At 63.1% G+C, this 15950-nt stretch carries 10 protein-coding genes and 1 riboswitch; of the genes, 5 read left to right on the forward strand and 5 right to left on the reverse strand.

The window, feature by feature from the left end:
* Nucleotides 1–125 precede the first annotated feature (125 nt).
* Genes DXD24_RS06670 through hypE form a run of 3 tightly spaced genes read left to right on the forward strand, consistent with a single transcriptional unit; the run spans nt 126 to nt 2581 of the window.
* Nucleotides 126–386: a HypC/HybG/HupF family hydrogenase formation chaperone gene (locus tag DXD24_RS06670; protein ID WP_117564538.1), complete on the forward strand. Its 261-nt coding sequence runs from the start codon at nt 126–128 to the stop codon at nt 384–386.
* The gene (gene hypD / locus DXD24_RS06675; RefSeq protein WP_117646423.1) at nt 386–1498 is read left to right on the forward strand and encodes a hydrogenase formation protein HypD; all 1113 of its coding nucleotides are present in this window, start codon (nt 386–388) and stop codon (nt 1496–1498) included. Before DXD24_RS06670 ends, hypD begins: the two co-directional genes overlap by 1 nt.
* Before the next feature lie 48 nt (nt 1499–1546).
* Nucleotides 1547–2581: a hydrogenase expression/formation protein HypE gene (hypE, locus tag DXD24_RS06680; protein WP_117564536.1), complete on the forward strand. Its 1035-nt coding sequence runs from the start codon at nt 1547–1549 to the stop codon at nt 2579–2581.
* A 181-nt stretch (nt 2582–2762) separates the two neighbouring features.
* Here the strand turns inward: hypE and DXD24_RS06685 are convergent, their stop codons facing one another.
* A complete protein-coding gene (locus DXD24_RS06685; protein ID WP_117564535.1) occupies nt 2763–7307 on the reverse strand; it encodes an FIVAR domain-containing protein in 4545 nt (1514 codons plus the stop codon).
* A gap of 167 nt (nt 7308–7474) precedes the next feature.
* A riboswitch (cobalamin riboswitch) is annotated at nt 7475–7602 on the reverse strand.
* 261 nt (nt 7603–7863) lie between these two features.
* On the opposite strand from DXD24_RS06685, the gene DXD24_RS06690 reads away from it, so the two are divergent.
* A complete protein-coding gene (locus tag DXD24_RS06690) occupies nt 7864–8529 on the forward strand; it encodes an HAD family hydrolase (protein WP_199407992.1) in 666 nt (221 codons plus the stop codon).
* A gap of 257 nt (nt 8530–8786) precedes the next feature.
* On the opposite strand, the gene DXD24_RS06695 is transcribed toward DXD24_RS06690, so the two are convergent.
* The 4 genes from DXD24_RS06695 to DXD24_RS10025 form a co-directional block, all read right to left on the reverse strand.
* Entirely contained in the window at nt 8787–9344 is a 558-nt protein-coding gene (locus tag DXD24_RS06695) for a hypothetical protein (protein ID WP_117646425.1), read from the reverse strand.
* Nucleotides 9345–9579: 235 nt separating this feature from the next.
* On the reverse strand, nt 9580–10116 hold the full coding sequence (locus DXD24_RS06700) for a PTS glucose transporter subunit IIA (RefSeq protein WP_055310775.1): 537 nt from the start codon (nt 10114–10116) through the stop codon (nt 9580–9582).
* A 139-nt stretch (nt 10117–10255) separates the two neighbouring features.
* Nucleotides 10256–11695, reverse strand: a complete 1440-nt coding sequence (locus tag DXD24_RS06705) for a glycoside hydrolase family 1 protein (protein WP_117564532.1) — start codon at nt 11693–11695, stop codon at nt 10256–10258.
* A 248-nt stretch (nt 11696–11943) separates the two neighbouring features.
* Nucleotides 11944–12945 (reverse strand): AraC family transcriptional regulator, encoded by a 1002-nt coding sequence (locus DXD24_RS10025; RefSeq protein WP_158550167.1) that lies wholly within the window; start codon nt 12943–12945, stop codon nt 11944–11946.
* A gap of 124 nt (nt 12946–13069) precedes the next feature.
* On the opposite strand from DXD24_RS10025, the gene DXD24_RS06725 reads away from it, so the two are divergent.
* Nucleotides 13070–15685, forward strand: a complete 2616-nt coding sequence (locus tag DXD24_RS06725) for a glycosyl hydrolase (protein ID WP_158548949.1) — start codon at nt 13070–13072, stop codon at nt 15683–15685.
* Nucleotides 15686–15950: the final 265 nt, after the last annotated feature.

A 15950-nucleotide genomic window follows, 5' to 3' on the forward strand; every position in this document is an offset into this window, starting at 1 on the left:
TTGCCAGCCTGCGCGCCGCCGTCTCACAGGTGTAACGCGTTTGCTCGTGACTCCCGCGAGCGCTACCATCAACTGATGGGTAATTAGGCGCCTGTCCAGCGCAAAACGTATAAAAGGGGAACATTATGTGCCTTGCCGTTCCCGGTAAAGTGGTCAAACGCGACGACGACCTTAAGGCGACCGTCGACATGATGGGCATCGAGCGCCCCATTTCGCTGCGCCTCGTGCCGACGGCACAGGTAGGCGACTATATTCTCGTGCACGCCGGCTTTGGCATTCAGATTGTCGACGAGCAGGAAGCCCAAGAGACACTCGAGCTCGTCAATACCATGACCGAGCTGGCCGAAGAGGACCAACTCGCCACCAACCCGGCCGAGGCATACTAGTGGCGGCGGCGCAGCCGGTTCGCTCCGGTATCGACTTTTCGGCATTTCGCGACCCCAAGCTGGCCCGCGAGCTCATCGATCGTATTCATGAGCTTGTCGGCAACCGCAGCATCAACCTTATGGAAGTCTGCGGTACGCATACCGTGAGCATTGGCCGCTATGGCTTTCATTCCATTATGCCGACGGGGCTCAAACTGCTAAGCGGCCCGGGGTGCCCCGTTTGCGTCACCGCCAACCGCGACATCGATCACGCAATCGCGCTTTCCAACATGGACGGCGCCATCATCACCACCTTTGGCGACATGATGCGCGTGCCCGGATCGTCCACCTCGCTTGCCGCGCAAAAGGCGGCGGGGCGCGACATCCGCATCGTCTATTCTCCGCTCGACGCACTCGACATTGCCGAGCAAAATCCCGAACGCCCGGTCATCTTTATGGGCGTCGGCTTTGAGACCACAACGCCCACCATTGCCGCCGCCATCCTAGAGGCCGACGCGCGCGAGCTCCAGAACTTCTCGGTCTACTGTGCTCACAAGACCACGCCGCCGGCTCTGCGTGCGATCTCCAACGACCCCGAAACGACCATCGACGGCTTTATCCTGCCTGGTCACGTCGCTACCATCACGGGCCTGGCACCCTTTAGGTTTTTGGTCGATGAGTTCGAGACCCCCGGCGTAGTCACCGGGTTTGAGCCGGTCGATATCTTGCAGGGCATCTGCATGCTGGTCCAGATGGTTGTCGAGCACAGGCCCGCAATCGACAACGCCTACCGCCGTGGCGTCAATGCAGACGGCAATCCCGTAGCGCGCCAGCTGGTCGAGCAGGTGTTTGAGCCGTGCGACACCACGTGGCGCGGACTGGGACCGATTGCGGCTTCGGGTCTTTCCATCCGACCCGAATTCGCGCGCTTTGATGCCGGCGCCCGCTTTGATGTGCCCGTTGAGGCGACGGTCGAGCCACGCGGGTGCCGCTGCGGCGACGTGCTGCGCGGAGCCATCACGCCGAGCGACTGCCCGCTGTTCGGCCACGCATGTACGCCCGAACACCCCGTCGGCCCCTGCATGGTGAGCTCCGAAGGCAGCTGCGCGGCGTACTTTAGATACCGCGACTAGCCCGGACGCCCCCACGTACCGGCACCACCCACGATTGGAGTTTTCGATATGTCCCGTAATGCCACCGATAGCACTGTCCTGCTGGGCCACGGCTCCGGCGGCCAGATGATGAAGCGCATTATCGATGAGGTCTTTCTGGATGCCTTTGGGTCGCCCGAGCTGCTCGCGGGCAACGATGCCGGCGTCGCTGCGCTGCCCGCAAGCGGGCGAATCGCCATGTCGACCGACAGCTTTGTGGTAACGCCGCAGTTCTTCCCCGGCGGCAATATCGGCCGCCTCGCCGTATGTGGAACCGTCAACGACGTCGCGACCTCGGGCGCCAACGTGCGCTACCTCTCATGCGGCTTTATCCTCGAAGAGGGCTATCCCATGGACAAGCTCCGCCAGATCGTTCAGACCATGGCCGAAACGGCACATGAGGCAGGCGTGAAGATTATCACCGGCGACACCAAGGTGGTCGAGCGTGGAGGTGCCGACGGCGTCTACATCAATACCGCCGGCGTGGGCGAAGTGCCCGCGGGCGTAGCGCTCAGCGGTGCAAACTGTCGGCCCGGCGATGTCATCCTGGTGTCGGGTACGCTAGGCGACCACGGCATCGCCATCATGAGCCAGCGCGAGGGCTTGGCGTTTTCGAGCAACATCGAAAGCGACGCCGCACCGCTCAATCATCTGATTGCCGACGTGCTCGCCGCCGCCCCCGACACCCGCTGCTTCCGCGACCCCACGCGCGGCGGCCTGGCATCCACGCTCAACGAGTTTGCCCAGGCCAGCGGCGTTGCCATGGAGATCGACGAGGATGCCGTGCCCGTGCGCCCCGACGTGCAGGCCGCCTGCGAGATGCTCGGTTACGATGTGCTGCAGGTGGCAAACGAGGGCAAGATGGTTGCCGTGGTGCCGGCCGAGCAGGCCGATGCCGCACTGACGGCCATGCGCGCCGCGCGCTACGGCGAAAACGCCGCGATTATCGGTCGCGCGCTGCCGCTTGCCGAGGGCGCCCGTCCCGCCGTGCGCGTACGCACCGGCTGGGGATCGACCCGCATCCTCGACATGCTCGTAGGAGAACAGCTGCCGAGAATTTGCTAGCGGCTGCTCTGCAAGCTGCTCAGCATCCGGCCACAATCGGCCCGCCCATTTTCACTGGGACGTTGGCCCACTCAAACTGCGAGGAGATGGAAGGGCCCTCCTGCCGAGCTGATCGGTAGGAGGGCCCTTCGCTTTGCAAGACCATACTCCTTGCAGTATTTACCTGGTAGGCAGAGGCTCGCTACGCCGCGCGGCGTTTGGTGTAGACAAACCAGCCGCCGACGGCCCCGATACCGACGATGCCCACGGCAACGCCAGCGATAGCAAAGCCGTTTGGACCCGCGTCCGCAGCCTTGTTGGCGGCGCCGGCGCTCAACGCGGCGGTCTTGCCGGACGTACCCGACTTTTTGCCGCTCTTGTCTGTCTTACCGGCGACGGAAGACTCCGTCAAATCCTTCTTGCCGGATTCAGCCTCGTCCTTGGAATCGCCAGCTGCCTTGGCGCCCTCGCGCGAGGAAGCACCGGCCATCTTGGCGGCCACAGGAGCCATTACGCCCGCAAAACCGCCGGTCCCGTTGCCGGCACCGCCGTCCGACCCGGCACCCGGCGTCAGGACGCCCGGCGCCACCGTGGGCTTCTGCGGGTCCTTGCTGCTCGAGCCCTTGCCCGCCGTCACGGCCGTCTTCCAGGCAATCGTCTCTCCCGAGGAGACACGATATGTCGTGAGCGCGCGGAGCGCCTGCTCGGTCGCCATGGCGTTGGCCGCGCCGCCCTTGCTGTGCGCATAGCCGTTGCCGCCGTCCACGCGGTACAGGTCCAGCGCGCAGACCACGTTGGTCACAGCATTTGCAAACCCGTTGACGGGGTTGGCCGGGTCTCGGTCGAGCGAAAGCAGCGCGAGGATCACCTGGGCATTGGCCTCGGCAGAACCAAAGTCGCAGGTGCCCGCATTCATCTTGCCCTTGAGGTAGGAGAGGCCATTCTCGATGGCAGCATCGACCTTGGTGTCAACCGCGTAAGGCGCCACGGCCTGGATCGCCATAGCCGTCAGGTCCACGTCGCCCAGGCGCGTACCCTCCACAGCCGCGTCGCTGCCGAGGAGCTCACAGACGGCATCCACGAGACTCGCGCACGTCCAGGTGGAGCCGGCGGGCGCATCCGAGCCGCTCGCATTGAGCGCCATCAGCGCGAAGATCTTCTCGTTGGCGCGCGCCATATCGGTGCGGCTGCAGATGAGCTCGACCAGGTTGACGCCGTCATAGTTGGTGATGTCCTTGCCTATGGCGGAGAGAGCCAGCGCCACACGCTCGGTCTCGGTCAGAGCGCAGGTCGCACTCCCCCACTCGGCCTTGTGCTCGGCCAGCGAGGCATGGTAGTTGTCGAGCAGCTTGGAATCGATCTTGCGGCCCGCCTTGGCAAAGTCGTAGATCTCCCACTCGTCGCCGTACTGGAAGGCGTCGGAGCTGCGGCGCGCGTCGATGAACGCAGCGGCAGCGTCGATGCCCGCCGAGGCGGACTCACTCGTGGCGGGGCTCGCGGCCACACCGGCCACGGTGATGGTAAGCGTCACGGGCTCGGCGGGGGCAGTCGTGTCCACCGGCGTACCCGTCGCGACCACCGTGCCGGCCGAAAGCGCCGTCACCGTGTAGTCGCTCGAGGCCACGTACAGGCCGTCGTCGGGAGCGCCGTCGACGTGCTTCCAAGCGCCCTTCTCGTTGCGGTCGATGCTCACGATCCCCGAGGCGTCCTTGCCGTCGAGCGTCTTGAACGTCCAGGTGAGGCCGGGTTCGGTCACGCTCCAGCCGTCCGCGTCGTTCTTGCCGGTAAAGGCCAGGTCGAGCTTTTGCGCCGAGCCGGCCTTGAGGTAGAGGCTGTCCGTGCCGGCCGTCACGCTCGCAAGCGGATTTTGGTAAGCATAAGTCACGTCGCACGACGCGCTGATGACCTTGCCATCGGCGTCCGTGTCGGGCAGCGTCGCGGTAAACGTGGTGGTGCCAGCCTTGTACGCCGTGTAGCCGATCTCGCCCGCGGTGGTGTAGGCCGCCACGGCAGGATCGCTGCTCGTCACGGTAAAGTTGTCGCGGTTGGTGGCGTTGTCGGGCGCCACCACCGGGCGTGCGTGATCGGTCAAAAACGCGCCGCGCTCGGAGAGTGGGCTGCGGCCCTGCAGGTAGACGGTGGCGCCGTCCTCGTTATAGCCCATCGAGATGGACGTGGCGGCCACGGCTTCGGACGTCAGCGTCACGCTCTTGGAGCCGGCGCCCGCAGATGCGGCGTCGCGCGGGGTAACGGTAATCGTGGCACTGCCGGCATGCTTGAAGTAAAAGCAGGCCGAGTAGTCGTTGCTGTAGATGGTCGTAGGATCGCTCGAGGCAAAGTGGAAGCGGCTGAACGAGACGGGCACGTACTCGCCCTTATCGGCATCGACGTAATGCACGCGAATCTCGAGGTTGCGCACCTCGGAGCCCTGGACGGTAGCCGTACCATCGGTCACGTTGCTCACGGTGCCGTCGGAGGCACGATACCACAGCTCAAAGTCGTCGAACTGCTTGGCTTTGGCCTTGATCTTGATGGTAGCCACGGTCTGCTCGGAGCCATCGGCCTTGCGCTCGGTGGCGGTCACCGTGCCGGTAGCGTTGTCGTAGACGTAGAGCTCTCCCGTGGACTCGTTGATGCCGATGTTGCCGCGGTTGGCGTCATCGGTGCCCCAGGTGATGGTGCTCGTGGCCGGGACGCCCTTAAGTGCAAAGACGCCAAGTTTGCGGTAGGCGTCCACAGCATCAGGCGAAACCTCGAGCATATGGCCGGCAACCGTCTGGCTGGTGCCGTCGTTGGCCGTGAAGCTCACGGTGTAGGCGTCGGCGGGCGTGGTGTCCTCGGGCGCCTGGTAGCTGTTGCCCGAGCCAAAGACCGGCGTGCCATTTTTATCGATACCCCAGCTGCTGCCGTTGGCGCCGCAGTTGGCGTTGATAAGATCGGCGAAGGCATCGGTGGCCATGTCGGCGGGGTCGACGGCATAGGAGTTGACGAATGCCGAGGCGGGAGCGTCCATCTTGTTGGTGAGGAATGCGCCCCAGTAGGTGTTGACGAGCTGGCCCGCGCTATAGGTCGCGAACAGCGCGCCCGCTGTGCCCTCGGAGGTCGACACGCAGTTGGACACGATGCCGCCGTCGAGCGTACGCGCAAAGCCCGCAACGCCCTTGCCGGTCACACTCGTGGAGCAGTTGAGCACGGCACCCTGAACCTTGTTGCCCAGGGGGCCGAACGCCTTACCGTCCGTCGCCTGCTTGAGTTCACCGGAAAACGAGATGTTCTGCACCACGCCCGTGGAGGCAACGCCGTCCATGAGCGACTTCACGCCGCCACCGTTGGCGAAGGTGATGGTGTGGCCCTGGCCGTCGAGCGTGCCCGCGAGCATGCCCATGGGGGCAAAGAACCAGCTGTCATCGATGGTGATGTCGTTGTCGAGAACGTAGTAGGCGTCGGCGTCGGCGGGCTTGAACTTGTTTTCGAGGTCGCTCTGCGAGCTCAGGCGCACTACGTTCTGCGGCCGAGCCACGGGCTCGGTGGGCTTGGGCTTCTCGAGTGCGGCAATGGCATCGGTGAGCGCCTTGGTTGCGCCGTTGACCTCGACCTGTGCGGCATCGTCGTTGGCGTAGACGTCCTGGGCGCTCACAAGGGCCTCGGCGAGCTTCGACCAGCTCTCGGCCGTGTAGTCGCCCTCGACCCTGGCGCTGGCATCGTCAATCGCAGCCTTAAGGGCATCCTTGTTCACGACGACCGCAGCACCGCCCGAGACCAGCACGGGCAAACCGCCCTGTGCAGACCAGCTAAAGCCGGTGGCAGGAGCATCGGTGTTGAGCTTATCGACCGAGGCCTGGGTCTTGAGGTCGTCGACAGAGATTTTGCTGCCGAAGGAAGAATCATTGCCAAAACCGCAAGCCTGGTCGCCCGCGGTGAAGAGGTTGTTGACCATAGCACCGGAGCTATACCGGCAAACGAGACCATGAGCGAAATAGCCCGACATCGATCCGGAAACGTAAGAGTTGATTACAGACCCACCGTTGAGCGTTCCCACCAGGCCACCGTAATCGGCCCAAGTGCCGCCATCGCTCAAAGTGACCGTCGACCAGCACATCTGCACGGTTCCCGAGCAATTGATCGCAAGGGCGCCCTCATAATCGCCCATGGTTGCCCGGCCCGTCACGCCCAGATTCTGCACCGTGCCAGTCACGCTCTTCGCAAGTGCCTTGCCGTTAAGCACGATGCTGTGGCCCTGGCCATCGAGCGTGCCGGCCACGGTCTCGATCTGCTGGTCGGCGCCAAGACTGATATCCGCCGTAAGCCTCACGACGGCCCCAGCCTCGATGGTGGTAGGCAGCTCGCCAGCAGAAGAGACCGTCATGGTCTCGCCGGCCTTGGCAACGCGCACGTCACGTGCCTGCTGAACATCGGCGTCGTCATCGTCGACGTTCACCGCAGCGGCGTTCTGCCCGTCCGCACTCAGCATGGCGGCAAGCCCCTCATCGGCAGACGGAGCAACGTCGGATCTTGCCTCGTCCGCCGACGCCTCGGCGCCTTCAGCACCCGTCTGCTCGTCCGCAGTGAAACTCGACTCGTCGGCATTCTCGGCAGTATCCGCCTGCTGCGAGGCCTGGGCCTGCGCCTGCACAGCGATCTCTGCCACGCCCTCGGCAAATGCCGACGTACCCGGCATCGACCAGACTAGCAGCACCGAGAAAGCAGCGGCCCCCAGGCGCTTGAGCATAATGTTGTTTCGCGTCACCCGTTCTCCTTCTTTCGCGAACCTGCAATAGAGCCATGGCGAAGAAGGCGGGACAGGCGATACCCCGGCAGCACAAAGGCGCACGTCAGCCACCCTATCGGCAGCAAAACACACGCTCAGCAGCACCCCTTGTAGACCGGAATCCAGCGGCAAACAGAAAGGCCCTCGGTTTCGAGAAGAGCGCGGGCAGGTAATCTGGCTCGCGGGCGCGCCCGCACACAGTAACCGCCTTGCTCGGGATTCTCACCCGATTCCCCTTTATGCGCTCGCGCGCACCCGTGCTCCGGCTTCTATTTTTTAACGGAGGAAGTGTACGTTACCGCAGGTAAATTGGTCAATGCACTACACAAAAACCGCCATATCCGAGCCATATGGCTCCCGGATAACCGCCTATAGGCAACCTCTATCGCCACCAGGCCGCTGACGAACCAAACCCACCCACAAGATTGAGCGGCCCGAATGCCCCCGCGGGACTTTTGACCCGCCCATTCCCGGCTGGGCGGCACGCGCTATTATGGTTGCCGTTTGCGTGAGCTATATAGATGGGAGCGTACCTATGGCAGCTTTTTCCACCGTGATCTTTGACCTTGACGGCACCATCCTCAACACGCTCGAGGACCTGGCGGCCGCCGGCAACCATACCTGCGAGACGCACGGCTGGCCTACGTTTGCCGTCGACGAGTACCGCTACAAGGTGGGAAACGGCATGCTCAAGCTGGTTGAGCGCTTTATGCCCGCCGAGTATGCGGGCGACGGCCGTATGTTTGAGCAGACGCTTACCGAGTTTAGGGCTTACTACGGCGAGCACAAGGAGGACCACACCGCCCCCTATGCCGACACGATCGAGATGCTCGACCGCTTGCGCGCCGCGGGTGTGCAGCTTGCCGTACTCACTAACAAGGACCACGTCTCGGCGGCTCCGCTTATCGAGAAATACTTTGGTTCCGAGCGCTTTGCGCTGGTGCAGGGCCGTGTCGATGCGTTTCCGCCCAAGCCCGAAGCACCCGTCACGCTGCATGTGATGGAAGAGCTGGGTGCCGATCCGGCAACCACGCTCTATGTGGGCGATTCCAATGTCGATATCCTGACCGGCCACAACGCCGGCCTTAAGAGTGCGGGCGTCAGCTGGGGCTTCCGCGGCCGCGCAGAGCTGGAAGCCGCCGGCGCCGACTACGTGGTGGACACCCAGGCAGAGCTCACGGCGCTGGTACTGGGCGAGTAACCGCCCATCCCTCCCACGGGCAGCTAATGTGGGACGGAACTCTTTTAGCCGTCCCCCGCACCAAAGAAATGTCCCCAACTGCCGGCAGAAAAGGAACGCCCCCAAGTGCAGCACCATGGCAACGTCGCAGGTAGAGGACGGACAGCGAGCGGGCACCAGAGCGAACAAATTGGCATGAAAAGAGGACGGCATAGACCTTCTGGTCATGCCGTCCTCTTTGAATGACAAGTTGTCGCTCTGGTGCCCGCGTAACCCCCCTAGTTCATCATCGCATTCATCATCTCGGTGGTTGCGGAATCGTCGGCAGACCACTCGCCATCGTCATTGCAGGAATACTTGAAGGTGACCTTGGTGTCCTTGGTCTTAGCAGCCTTGGTCACATCGACCATAACCTGACCGGCCATCTTGTACAGCTCGTCATCGGAAGGCATCGAATCGAGCGCGGCGACCTTCTCCTGATACTGGGTGGCAAAATCCTCAACGATCTGGTTCATGGACTTGCAGGTAATGGTGACCTCGGCAGTTGCGGTGCCCTTGTCCTCGTCGACCGTCACGTCACCGATCTTGTAGTCAAAACCCTCGAGATAGCTCTTGGCGTACTCCTTGGGATCGATACCCAGCTGCTCGAACTCGTCGCCCGAGGCCTCTTCCAGGCCGGCGAGGAAGTCGTCGCCGCCGTTCTTGACCTCGTCAAACAGCGTCGTAAGATCCTCGGTGATGAGCTCCTCAACCGAAGGACCTCCGCAGCCGGAAAGCACAACCACGCACGCGACCAGAACAGCCATCAGGGGCGCAAGCAGCAGCTTCTTCTTCATGACATTCCTCCCAACAAGCGGCACCGCGCTTCCCGACGCGGTGCGCGTCGTAACAATAAGGCCATATTAGCCGATAACGAACACCCCCGGCAAAGCAAAGGCGCAGTCGGCTCGATTTAACGTCCGAACGGTTTACCGGTCCGCCCAACGCGCAATAAAACGTTCCGCCGCATTGCAATAAAAAAGGGCGGCCGGATAACCCGACCACCCCAAAACACCCTTATGTTGCCGCAGACTACTTGCGGACGACCTTGACGATGGCATCGCCGGCGGCGACAGCGGAGTCAGCCTCGACGGCGAGCTCGACGTCGGCGAACTCGGCGGTGTTGGACACGGCCACCACGACGCAGTCCTTGTAGCCGGCAGCGGCGATCTTGGCGCGGTCGATCTTGAGCATGGGCTGGCCAGCCTTAACGACGTCGTCGGCCTTGACGAAGCCCTCGAAGCCGTCGCCGTTCATGTTGACGGTATCGACGCCAACGTGCACCAGAACCTCGATGCCGCTATCGGACTGCAGGCCCACGGCGTGACCCATGGTGACGGTCACCTTGCCGTCGCAGGGAGCGTAGACCAGATCGTCCTCGGGCCACACGGCGCAGCCCTTGCCCAGAACCTCGCCACCAAAGACGGGATCGGGCACGTCGGCCATCTTGATGACCTTGCCCTTGACGGGCGAGCACAGCACGTCGGCGCCGGCAGAAGCAGAGATGGAGGCCGGAGCAGCGGCAGCCGCGGGCTCAGCCTTCTTCTTGAACATGTCAAACAGACCCATACGTTTTCTCCTCTTGATCAAGCGCAACGTTATGCGCATGCCTATGGTGATTATAGTGCCAAATGGTTCAAATGCTAAGGTGGGGACTCGAATCGCGAGCCCGTACCAAGGCTTTCCCCGGTGGCACTCATCTTGTCAATTAAGCCAGGCCCTCGGTACCGTTGGACTTGATGATCTTCTGGTAGGCGAAGAAGCTGTCCTTGCGGCGGCGCTCGTAGGTGCCGGTGCCGTCATCGTACTTATCGACGCGGATAAAGCCGTAGCGCTTGCGCATCTCGCCGGTGCCGACGGAGACCAGGTCGATGGGACCCCACCAGGTATAGGCGATCAGGTCGACGCCGTCCTCGATGGCCTCGCCCATGGCTTTGACATGGCTCTGGAGGTAGGCGATGCGGTACGGGTCGTGGATGGAGCCGTCCTCCTCCACCTCGTCGTAGGCGCCCATGCCGTTCTCGACCACCATCAGCGGAATCTCGTAGCGGGCGTAGATCTCGTTGAGGGCGATGCGCAGGCCCGTCGGGTCAATCTGCCACCCCCAGTCGGTGCTCTCGAGGTAGGGGTTCTTGCCGCCAAAGGCCATATTGCCCTCGGTCATCTCGTGGTCCTTATGGGTGCCCACGGTGCCCGACATGTAGTAGCTAAAGGTGTAGAAGTCAACCTTGCCGTCGGCGATGTCCTGCAGGTCGCCGTCGGCGATGTTAAGCTCGATGCCGTTCTCGGCCCAGAAGCGCTTGGCGTAGAACGGGTACTTGCCGCGCACCTGCACGTCGGAGCAGTACCAGTTCATGGTGTTCATCTCCTGCTGGGTGGCAAGGACGTCGGCCGGGTCGCACGTGGCGGCATAGGACAGGATAAAGCAGTCCATGTTGCCCATCTTGAGCTTGGGGAAGTGCTCGTGCGCATAGCGGATGGCGCGACCGCTCGCCACAAACTGGTGGTGGAGGGCCTGGAAGCGCTGCTGCGGAGTGGTGTGGGCGCCGGAGGCCGGGCCCTCGTAGCCGCGAATCATGCTGGTCTCAAAGAGGTTGCCCAGGTCCAGGGTGCCACAGTTGATCTCGTTGAAGGTGAGCCAGTAGGTCACCTTGTCGTGATAGCGCTCGAGCACGGTCTGGGCATAGCGCTCAAAGAAGCCGATAAGCTCGCGGCTCTCCCAACCGTTGTACTTCTCGACCAGGGCATAGGGCATCTCGTAGTGGCTAAGCGTAACAAGCGGCTCGATGTTGTGTGCGCGCAGGCAGTCGAAGACGCGGTCGTAGAAGGCAAGGCCGGCCTCGTTGGGCTCGGCATCGTCACCGTTGGGGAAAATGCGGCTCCAGGAGATGGACATGCGGAACATGGTAAAGCCCATCTCGGCAAAGAGCGCGATGTCTTCCTCGTAGTGATGGTAGAAATCGATACCGTCGTGATTGGGGTAGAAGCGGTTGGGGTCGATGTCGAGCGTAATCTGACGCGGCTCCTTGTAGCTGCCGCCCAGGAAGTGGTCGTCTACGCTGGGGCCGCGGCCGTCAACGTTCCATGCGCCCTCAAACTGGTTTGCGGCCGTGGCGCCGCCCCAAAAGAATCCCTCGGGAAATCCCATATGTGCCTCCTCGCAGCGGGTTTTATGTGCTGAGCTGAGTATCGCGCGCGCCCGGGCGCCCAAGGCGCGGAGGCGGCGCATTGGACACTTCTTTTCGCCCCAGCACGTCCGCCGGCTGACACTTTTTGATACCGAGGTCTAGACGAGGCAAAAATCGACCTGACGGCCACCCTCCAACCCGGGTGGATGAAACGAAACGACCTATTTAGATGTGGCATATCGATAGCTAAAAGCCCGCCCCGCCTTGCTCATCCACGGTATGTTGCCGGCGTGCAGCCGTAGGCGGTGCGGAACTTGCGATAGAAAAAGCTCATGTTCTCATAGCCAACGGCACGCGCCGCCGCCTCGGCCGTGGCACCCGCGCGCAAGAGCTCCGCGGCACGCGCGAGCCTGCGCTCCTGGACCAGCTGTCGGTAGGTCTTTCCCACATGCTGCTTGAGCAGCGCCGACGCGTAGTTAGGGCTCACATGAAAGCGTGCCGCCATCTCCTCGAGCGAGCAGGTGGCAAACGAGCGCTCGATGTAGCCGAGCATCCCTGCCACGAGCGAGGCCGCGCGCCCCGACTCATCGCGCCCCGCCGCCGCGCCGCGCACGAGCTCGTGCTCGTAGCAATCCATGAGCTCGGCCAACAGAAGCTGAAACAGGCGCAGAACGATCTCGGCGCTGTTGAGGCTCGGCTCGTAGCGTTCGCAGAGCATCTCCTGCATGTAGCGCCGCACGCGCCGGCTCTCCCCGCAGCGAAAGCGCACGTGCCCGCGATGGTCGGTCTCGCTGTTGAGCGCGTTGAACAAAAACCGCGAGACCGCGCTCTCGCGCGAGAGGCTCGCCTCGAGGCCGCGCTGCAAAAAGGTACGTGAAACGGTCATACTTAGCATGATGTCATCCTCGCCGAGCGCCGCCACCGCGTGCGGGCAGGCGGCATCGAGCAGCAGTACCTCGTTGCGTTCGAGCACGAGCTTCTCCCCCGCAACCGTCTGCGGACAGCGCCCCCGGTACACATAGCTGATCTCAACGTAGTCGTGCACATGCTCGGGTACCGCGTTAAAGCGCGAGTTTCTCCTGATCATCAGGCCAGCTGGCATTCCGGCCTGAGCATATTCCGCCCCCATCTGCCCGATCTTTCGCACCGACCGTCCATCGACCTCAACGCGCTCGGTCATGATCGACCAGTCAAAGGGAGCCTCGTCCCTATATCGCCTCTCGCTGGCGCTCAGCTCGCTCAGCCGGCGCTCGAGCTCCAAGATCTCCATGGCCCCACCAATCGTTGATTCGGTCATATTCTGTCGTGATTTGGATATTAGCACGCCATCGCCCGCACGCCAGAATGGAGTCATGCAACATACGCTGCCCACCATCGGCTTGCAAGGAGGATCCATGACCGCATACTACCAGCAGGTGCTTAACGGTGCCTATGACAACCACGTGCTCCCGTTTTTGTGGATGAAGGGCGAGGACCAACAGACCATTGCCGAATATCTGGAGAAGATTGCCGGCGCCGATATCCACGAGGTCTGCCTCGAGAGCCGCCCGCATCCCGATTTTTGCGATGAGGGCTGGTGGCGCGACCTGCACTTTGTGATCGACACGTGCAAGCAGCTGGGCCTCAAAATCTGGATCTTAGACGATGCGCACTTTCCCACCGGATACGCCAACGGCGCCGTCAAGGAGGCGGCGCCCGAGCTCCGCAAGATCGTTCTCACCCACCGCACCATCGACGTGGTGGGCCCCACGCCGCAGGCGAGCATCGCGCTCACCAACATGTTCGACAAGACGGAGCGCTTCTATGGCGTAACGTTTATGCAGGAAGGGCGCACCGTCGAGGTCGAGCACCGCGTAATCGAGGACGAGCACGGCATGCCCTGCCGCTTGGTCTTTGACGCACCGGCCGGCACCACGCAGGCGTGCGTGATGTTCACGAGCGGCAAGACCTCCTACAACGAGGACTACATCAACATGGTCGACCGTGCCTCGGTGGCGCAGCTCATCGATGCCGTGTACAAGCCGCACTTTGCGCATCTGGGCGATGAGTTTGGCAAGACCATCCTGGGCTTTTTCTCCGATGAGCCCGGCTTTGCCAACGAGAAGGGCGTCACCGGCGCCAACGGCATCTCCGACACACTCATCGGTAAGGCCACCGCGCCCCTGCCCTGGTCGGCCGAGCTCGAGCGCCGCCTGCGTGCGGCGCTGGGCGAGCGCTACCTGGACGAGCTCCCGCACCTGTGGGATCGCAAGGACGCCGGCGCGCACGTGCGCCACGCGTACATGGACATTGCGAGCACGCTCTACAAGGAGTGCTTCTGCGACCAGCTCGGCGACTGGTGCCGCGCGCACGGCGTGCAGTATATCGGCCACGTGATCGAGGACAAGGATTGCCACGCGCGCCTGGGTGTGGGCGCCGGCCACTACTTCCGCGCCGTGGGCGGCCAGGACATGGCGGGCGTGGACATCGTGATCAACCAGCTCATCCCCGGCATGGACCGGGGGCTCCACTCCTACGGCCGCGGCGTGTGGGACCTGGAGTTCTACAACTACGTGCTGCCCAAGCTGGGCTCCTCGGCAGCGCATCTCGACCCCAAAAAGCAGGGCTGCTGCATGGCCGAGGTATTTGGCGCCTTTGGCTGGCATGAGGGCCTGCGCGAGATGAAGTGGATCGCCGACCACGTTATGGTGCGCGGCGTCAACTGGTTTGTGCCACACGCCTTTAGCATGGCCGCCTTCCCCGATTTCGACTGCCCGCCGCACTTTTACGCGCACGGTCAGAACCCCCAGTTTGCGCACTTTGGCAAGCTCATGAGCTACATGAACCGCACCTCGAGCCTGCTTTCGGGCGGGCGGGCCGCCACGCCGGTGGCGCTTCTGTACCACGCCGATGCCGAGTGGGCGGGCGAGGCCTCGTTTATGCAGCATGCCGCCGCCGAGCTCGTGCGCGCGCAGATCGATTTCGATATCGTGCCGGCCGAGTCGTTTGAAGATACCGAACGCTACTCCGTGGAGTTCGCCGCAGACAGCAGCGGCTTTAGCGTGAACGGCCAGGCGTACCGCTGTCTGGTGATGCCCGGCGCCGAATATGCCGGCGGGGCCGTACTCAACTTTGCCGCGCGCGCTGCGGCCGCAGGCGCTGGCGTATATGCCCTGGATAAGCTGCCGAGCAAGCGCTATGACGGCGAAGCTGCCAGCCGCGCGGGCTTTGCCCCCGTGGAGGCCAGCGAGCTTGCACGTGTGCGTGTTGTTGCCACTTCCGAGCTTGCGAGCGTGCTCGCCGCAGCCGGCATGCAGACCGTGTCGTGCACCGAGCCGCAGCCGTGGCTGCGCGCGCTTCGCTACGACCGCGCCGGCGAGAGCTACCTCATGCTGGTAAACGAGCATCCCAAGCAGGGCATTCACACGCATGTTGAGTTCGCAGACGGCGCGCCCGTGCACGGCGTGCGCCTCGATTTGCTCAACGGCAGCGCACCCGTCGCCTTTGACGGCACGCTTGAGCTCGCGCCCTACGAGAGCTGCATTGTGGTGCTCGGGGCCGAGGCGCCCGCTGCCGCCGAGCGCGGAAACTCCGATGCCGAGCGTGAGGTCATGCGCGTTGACGGCCCCTGGAACGTCTCCTTTGCCACGCCCGACGCCGATGCCACGCACCTGGTCTTTGACGAGGCCGTCGAGCTTGGCGACCTGCACGATCTTTCCTGCGCCGAATTCCCCGGCAAGGCAGGCACTTTCCGCTACCAGGCAAGCTTTGCCGTTGCTGAGAACCTCGCCGGCGCCGCGCTCGACCTGGGCGAGGTCTTTGAGACCGCCACGGTCGCACTTGACGGCGCGGATCTGGGCTGCCGCATCTGTCCGCCCTACCGCTTTGAGCTCGGCACCCTTGCCGCCGGTGAACATGCGCTCACAATCGATGTAATCAACACCCTCGACCACGCCATCCCCGACATCTTCGCCCTCACCGAACCCTCCGGACCCAGCGGCCTGCTCGGCCCCGTGCGCCTGCTTGGCTAACGGCATCGAAGCCCACTTCAATCAAGGCAAAATCCTTGGTTGAATCTAAGTCAGCGAGCGGGTTCCAAGTGCCCCAGGTTGCCACGAAGCAAGGCGGCATAGGGCTTTTGCCCATGCCGTCGAAGCTGAGCGGCAAGATGGGGTGCTTGGGGCCCGCGCAGCGTCAAGCGGTCCGCCGTTCGTTAGAACGGCGGACCATAGAAAGGGCTTGCTCCCCGGCGTTTTGTTTACCGCTATGATTGATACATAGCGACACGAACGCATA

The sequence above is a fragment of the Collinsella sp. TF12-2AT genome (assembly GCF_003436735.1).
Taxonomy (GTDB): domain Bacteria; phylum Actinomycetota; class Coriobacteriia; order Coriobacteriales; family Coriobacteriaceae; genus Collinsella.

Coding starts and splice junctions, on each gene's coding strand:
- DXD24_RS06670 (WP_117564538.1), top strand. CDS start 126: ATGTGCCTTGCCGTTCCCGGTAAAGTGGTCAAACGCGACGACGACCTT.
- hypE (WP_117564536.1), top strand. CDS start 1,547: ATGTCCCGTAATGCCACCGATAGCACTGTCCTGCTGGGCCACGGCTCC.
- DXD24_RS06690 (WP_199407992.1), top strand. CDS start 7,864: ATGGCAGCTTTTTCCACCGTGATCTTTGACCTTGACGGCACCATCCTC.
- DXD24_RS06695 (WP_117646425.1), bottom strand. CDS start 9,344: ATGAAGAAGAAGCTGCTGCTTGCGCCCCTGATGGCTGTTCTGGTCGCG.
- DXD24_RS06700 (WP_055310775.1), bottom strand. CDS start 10,116: ATGGGTCTGTTTGACATGTTCAAGAAGAAGGCTGAGCCCGCGGCTGCC.
- DXD24_RS06705 (WP_117564532.1), bottom strand. CDS start 11,695: ATGGGATTTCCCGAGGGATTCTTTTGGGGCGGCGCCACGGCCGCAAAC.
- DXD24_RS10025 (WP_158550167.1), bottom strand. CDS start 12,945: ATGGAGATCTTGGAGCTCGAGCGCCGGCTGAGCGAGCTGAGCGCCAGC.
- DXD24_RS06725 (WP_158548949.1), top strand. CDS start 13,070: ATGACCGCATACTACCAGCAGGTGCTTAACGGTGCCTATGACAACCAC.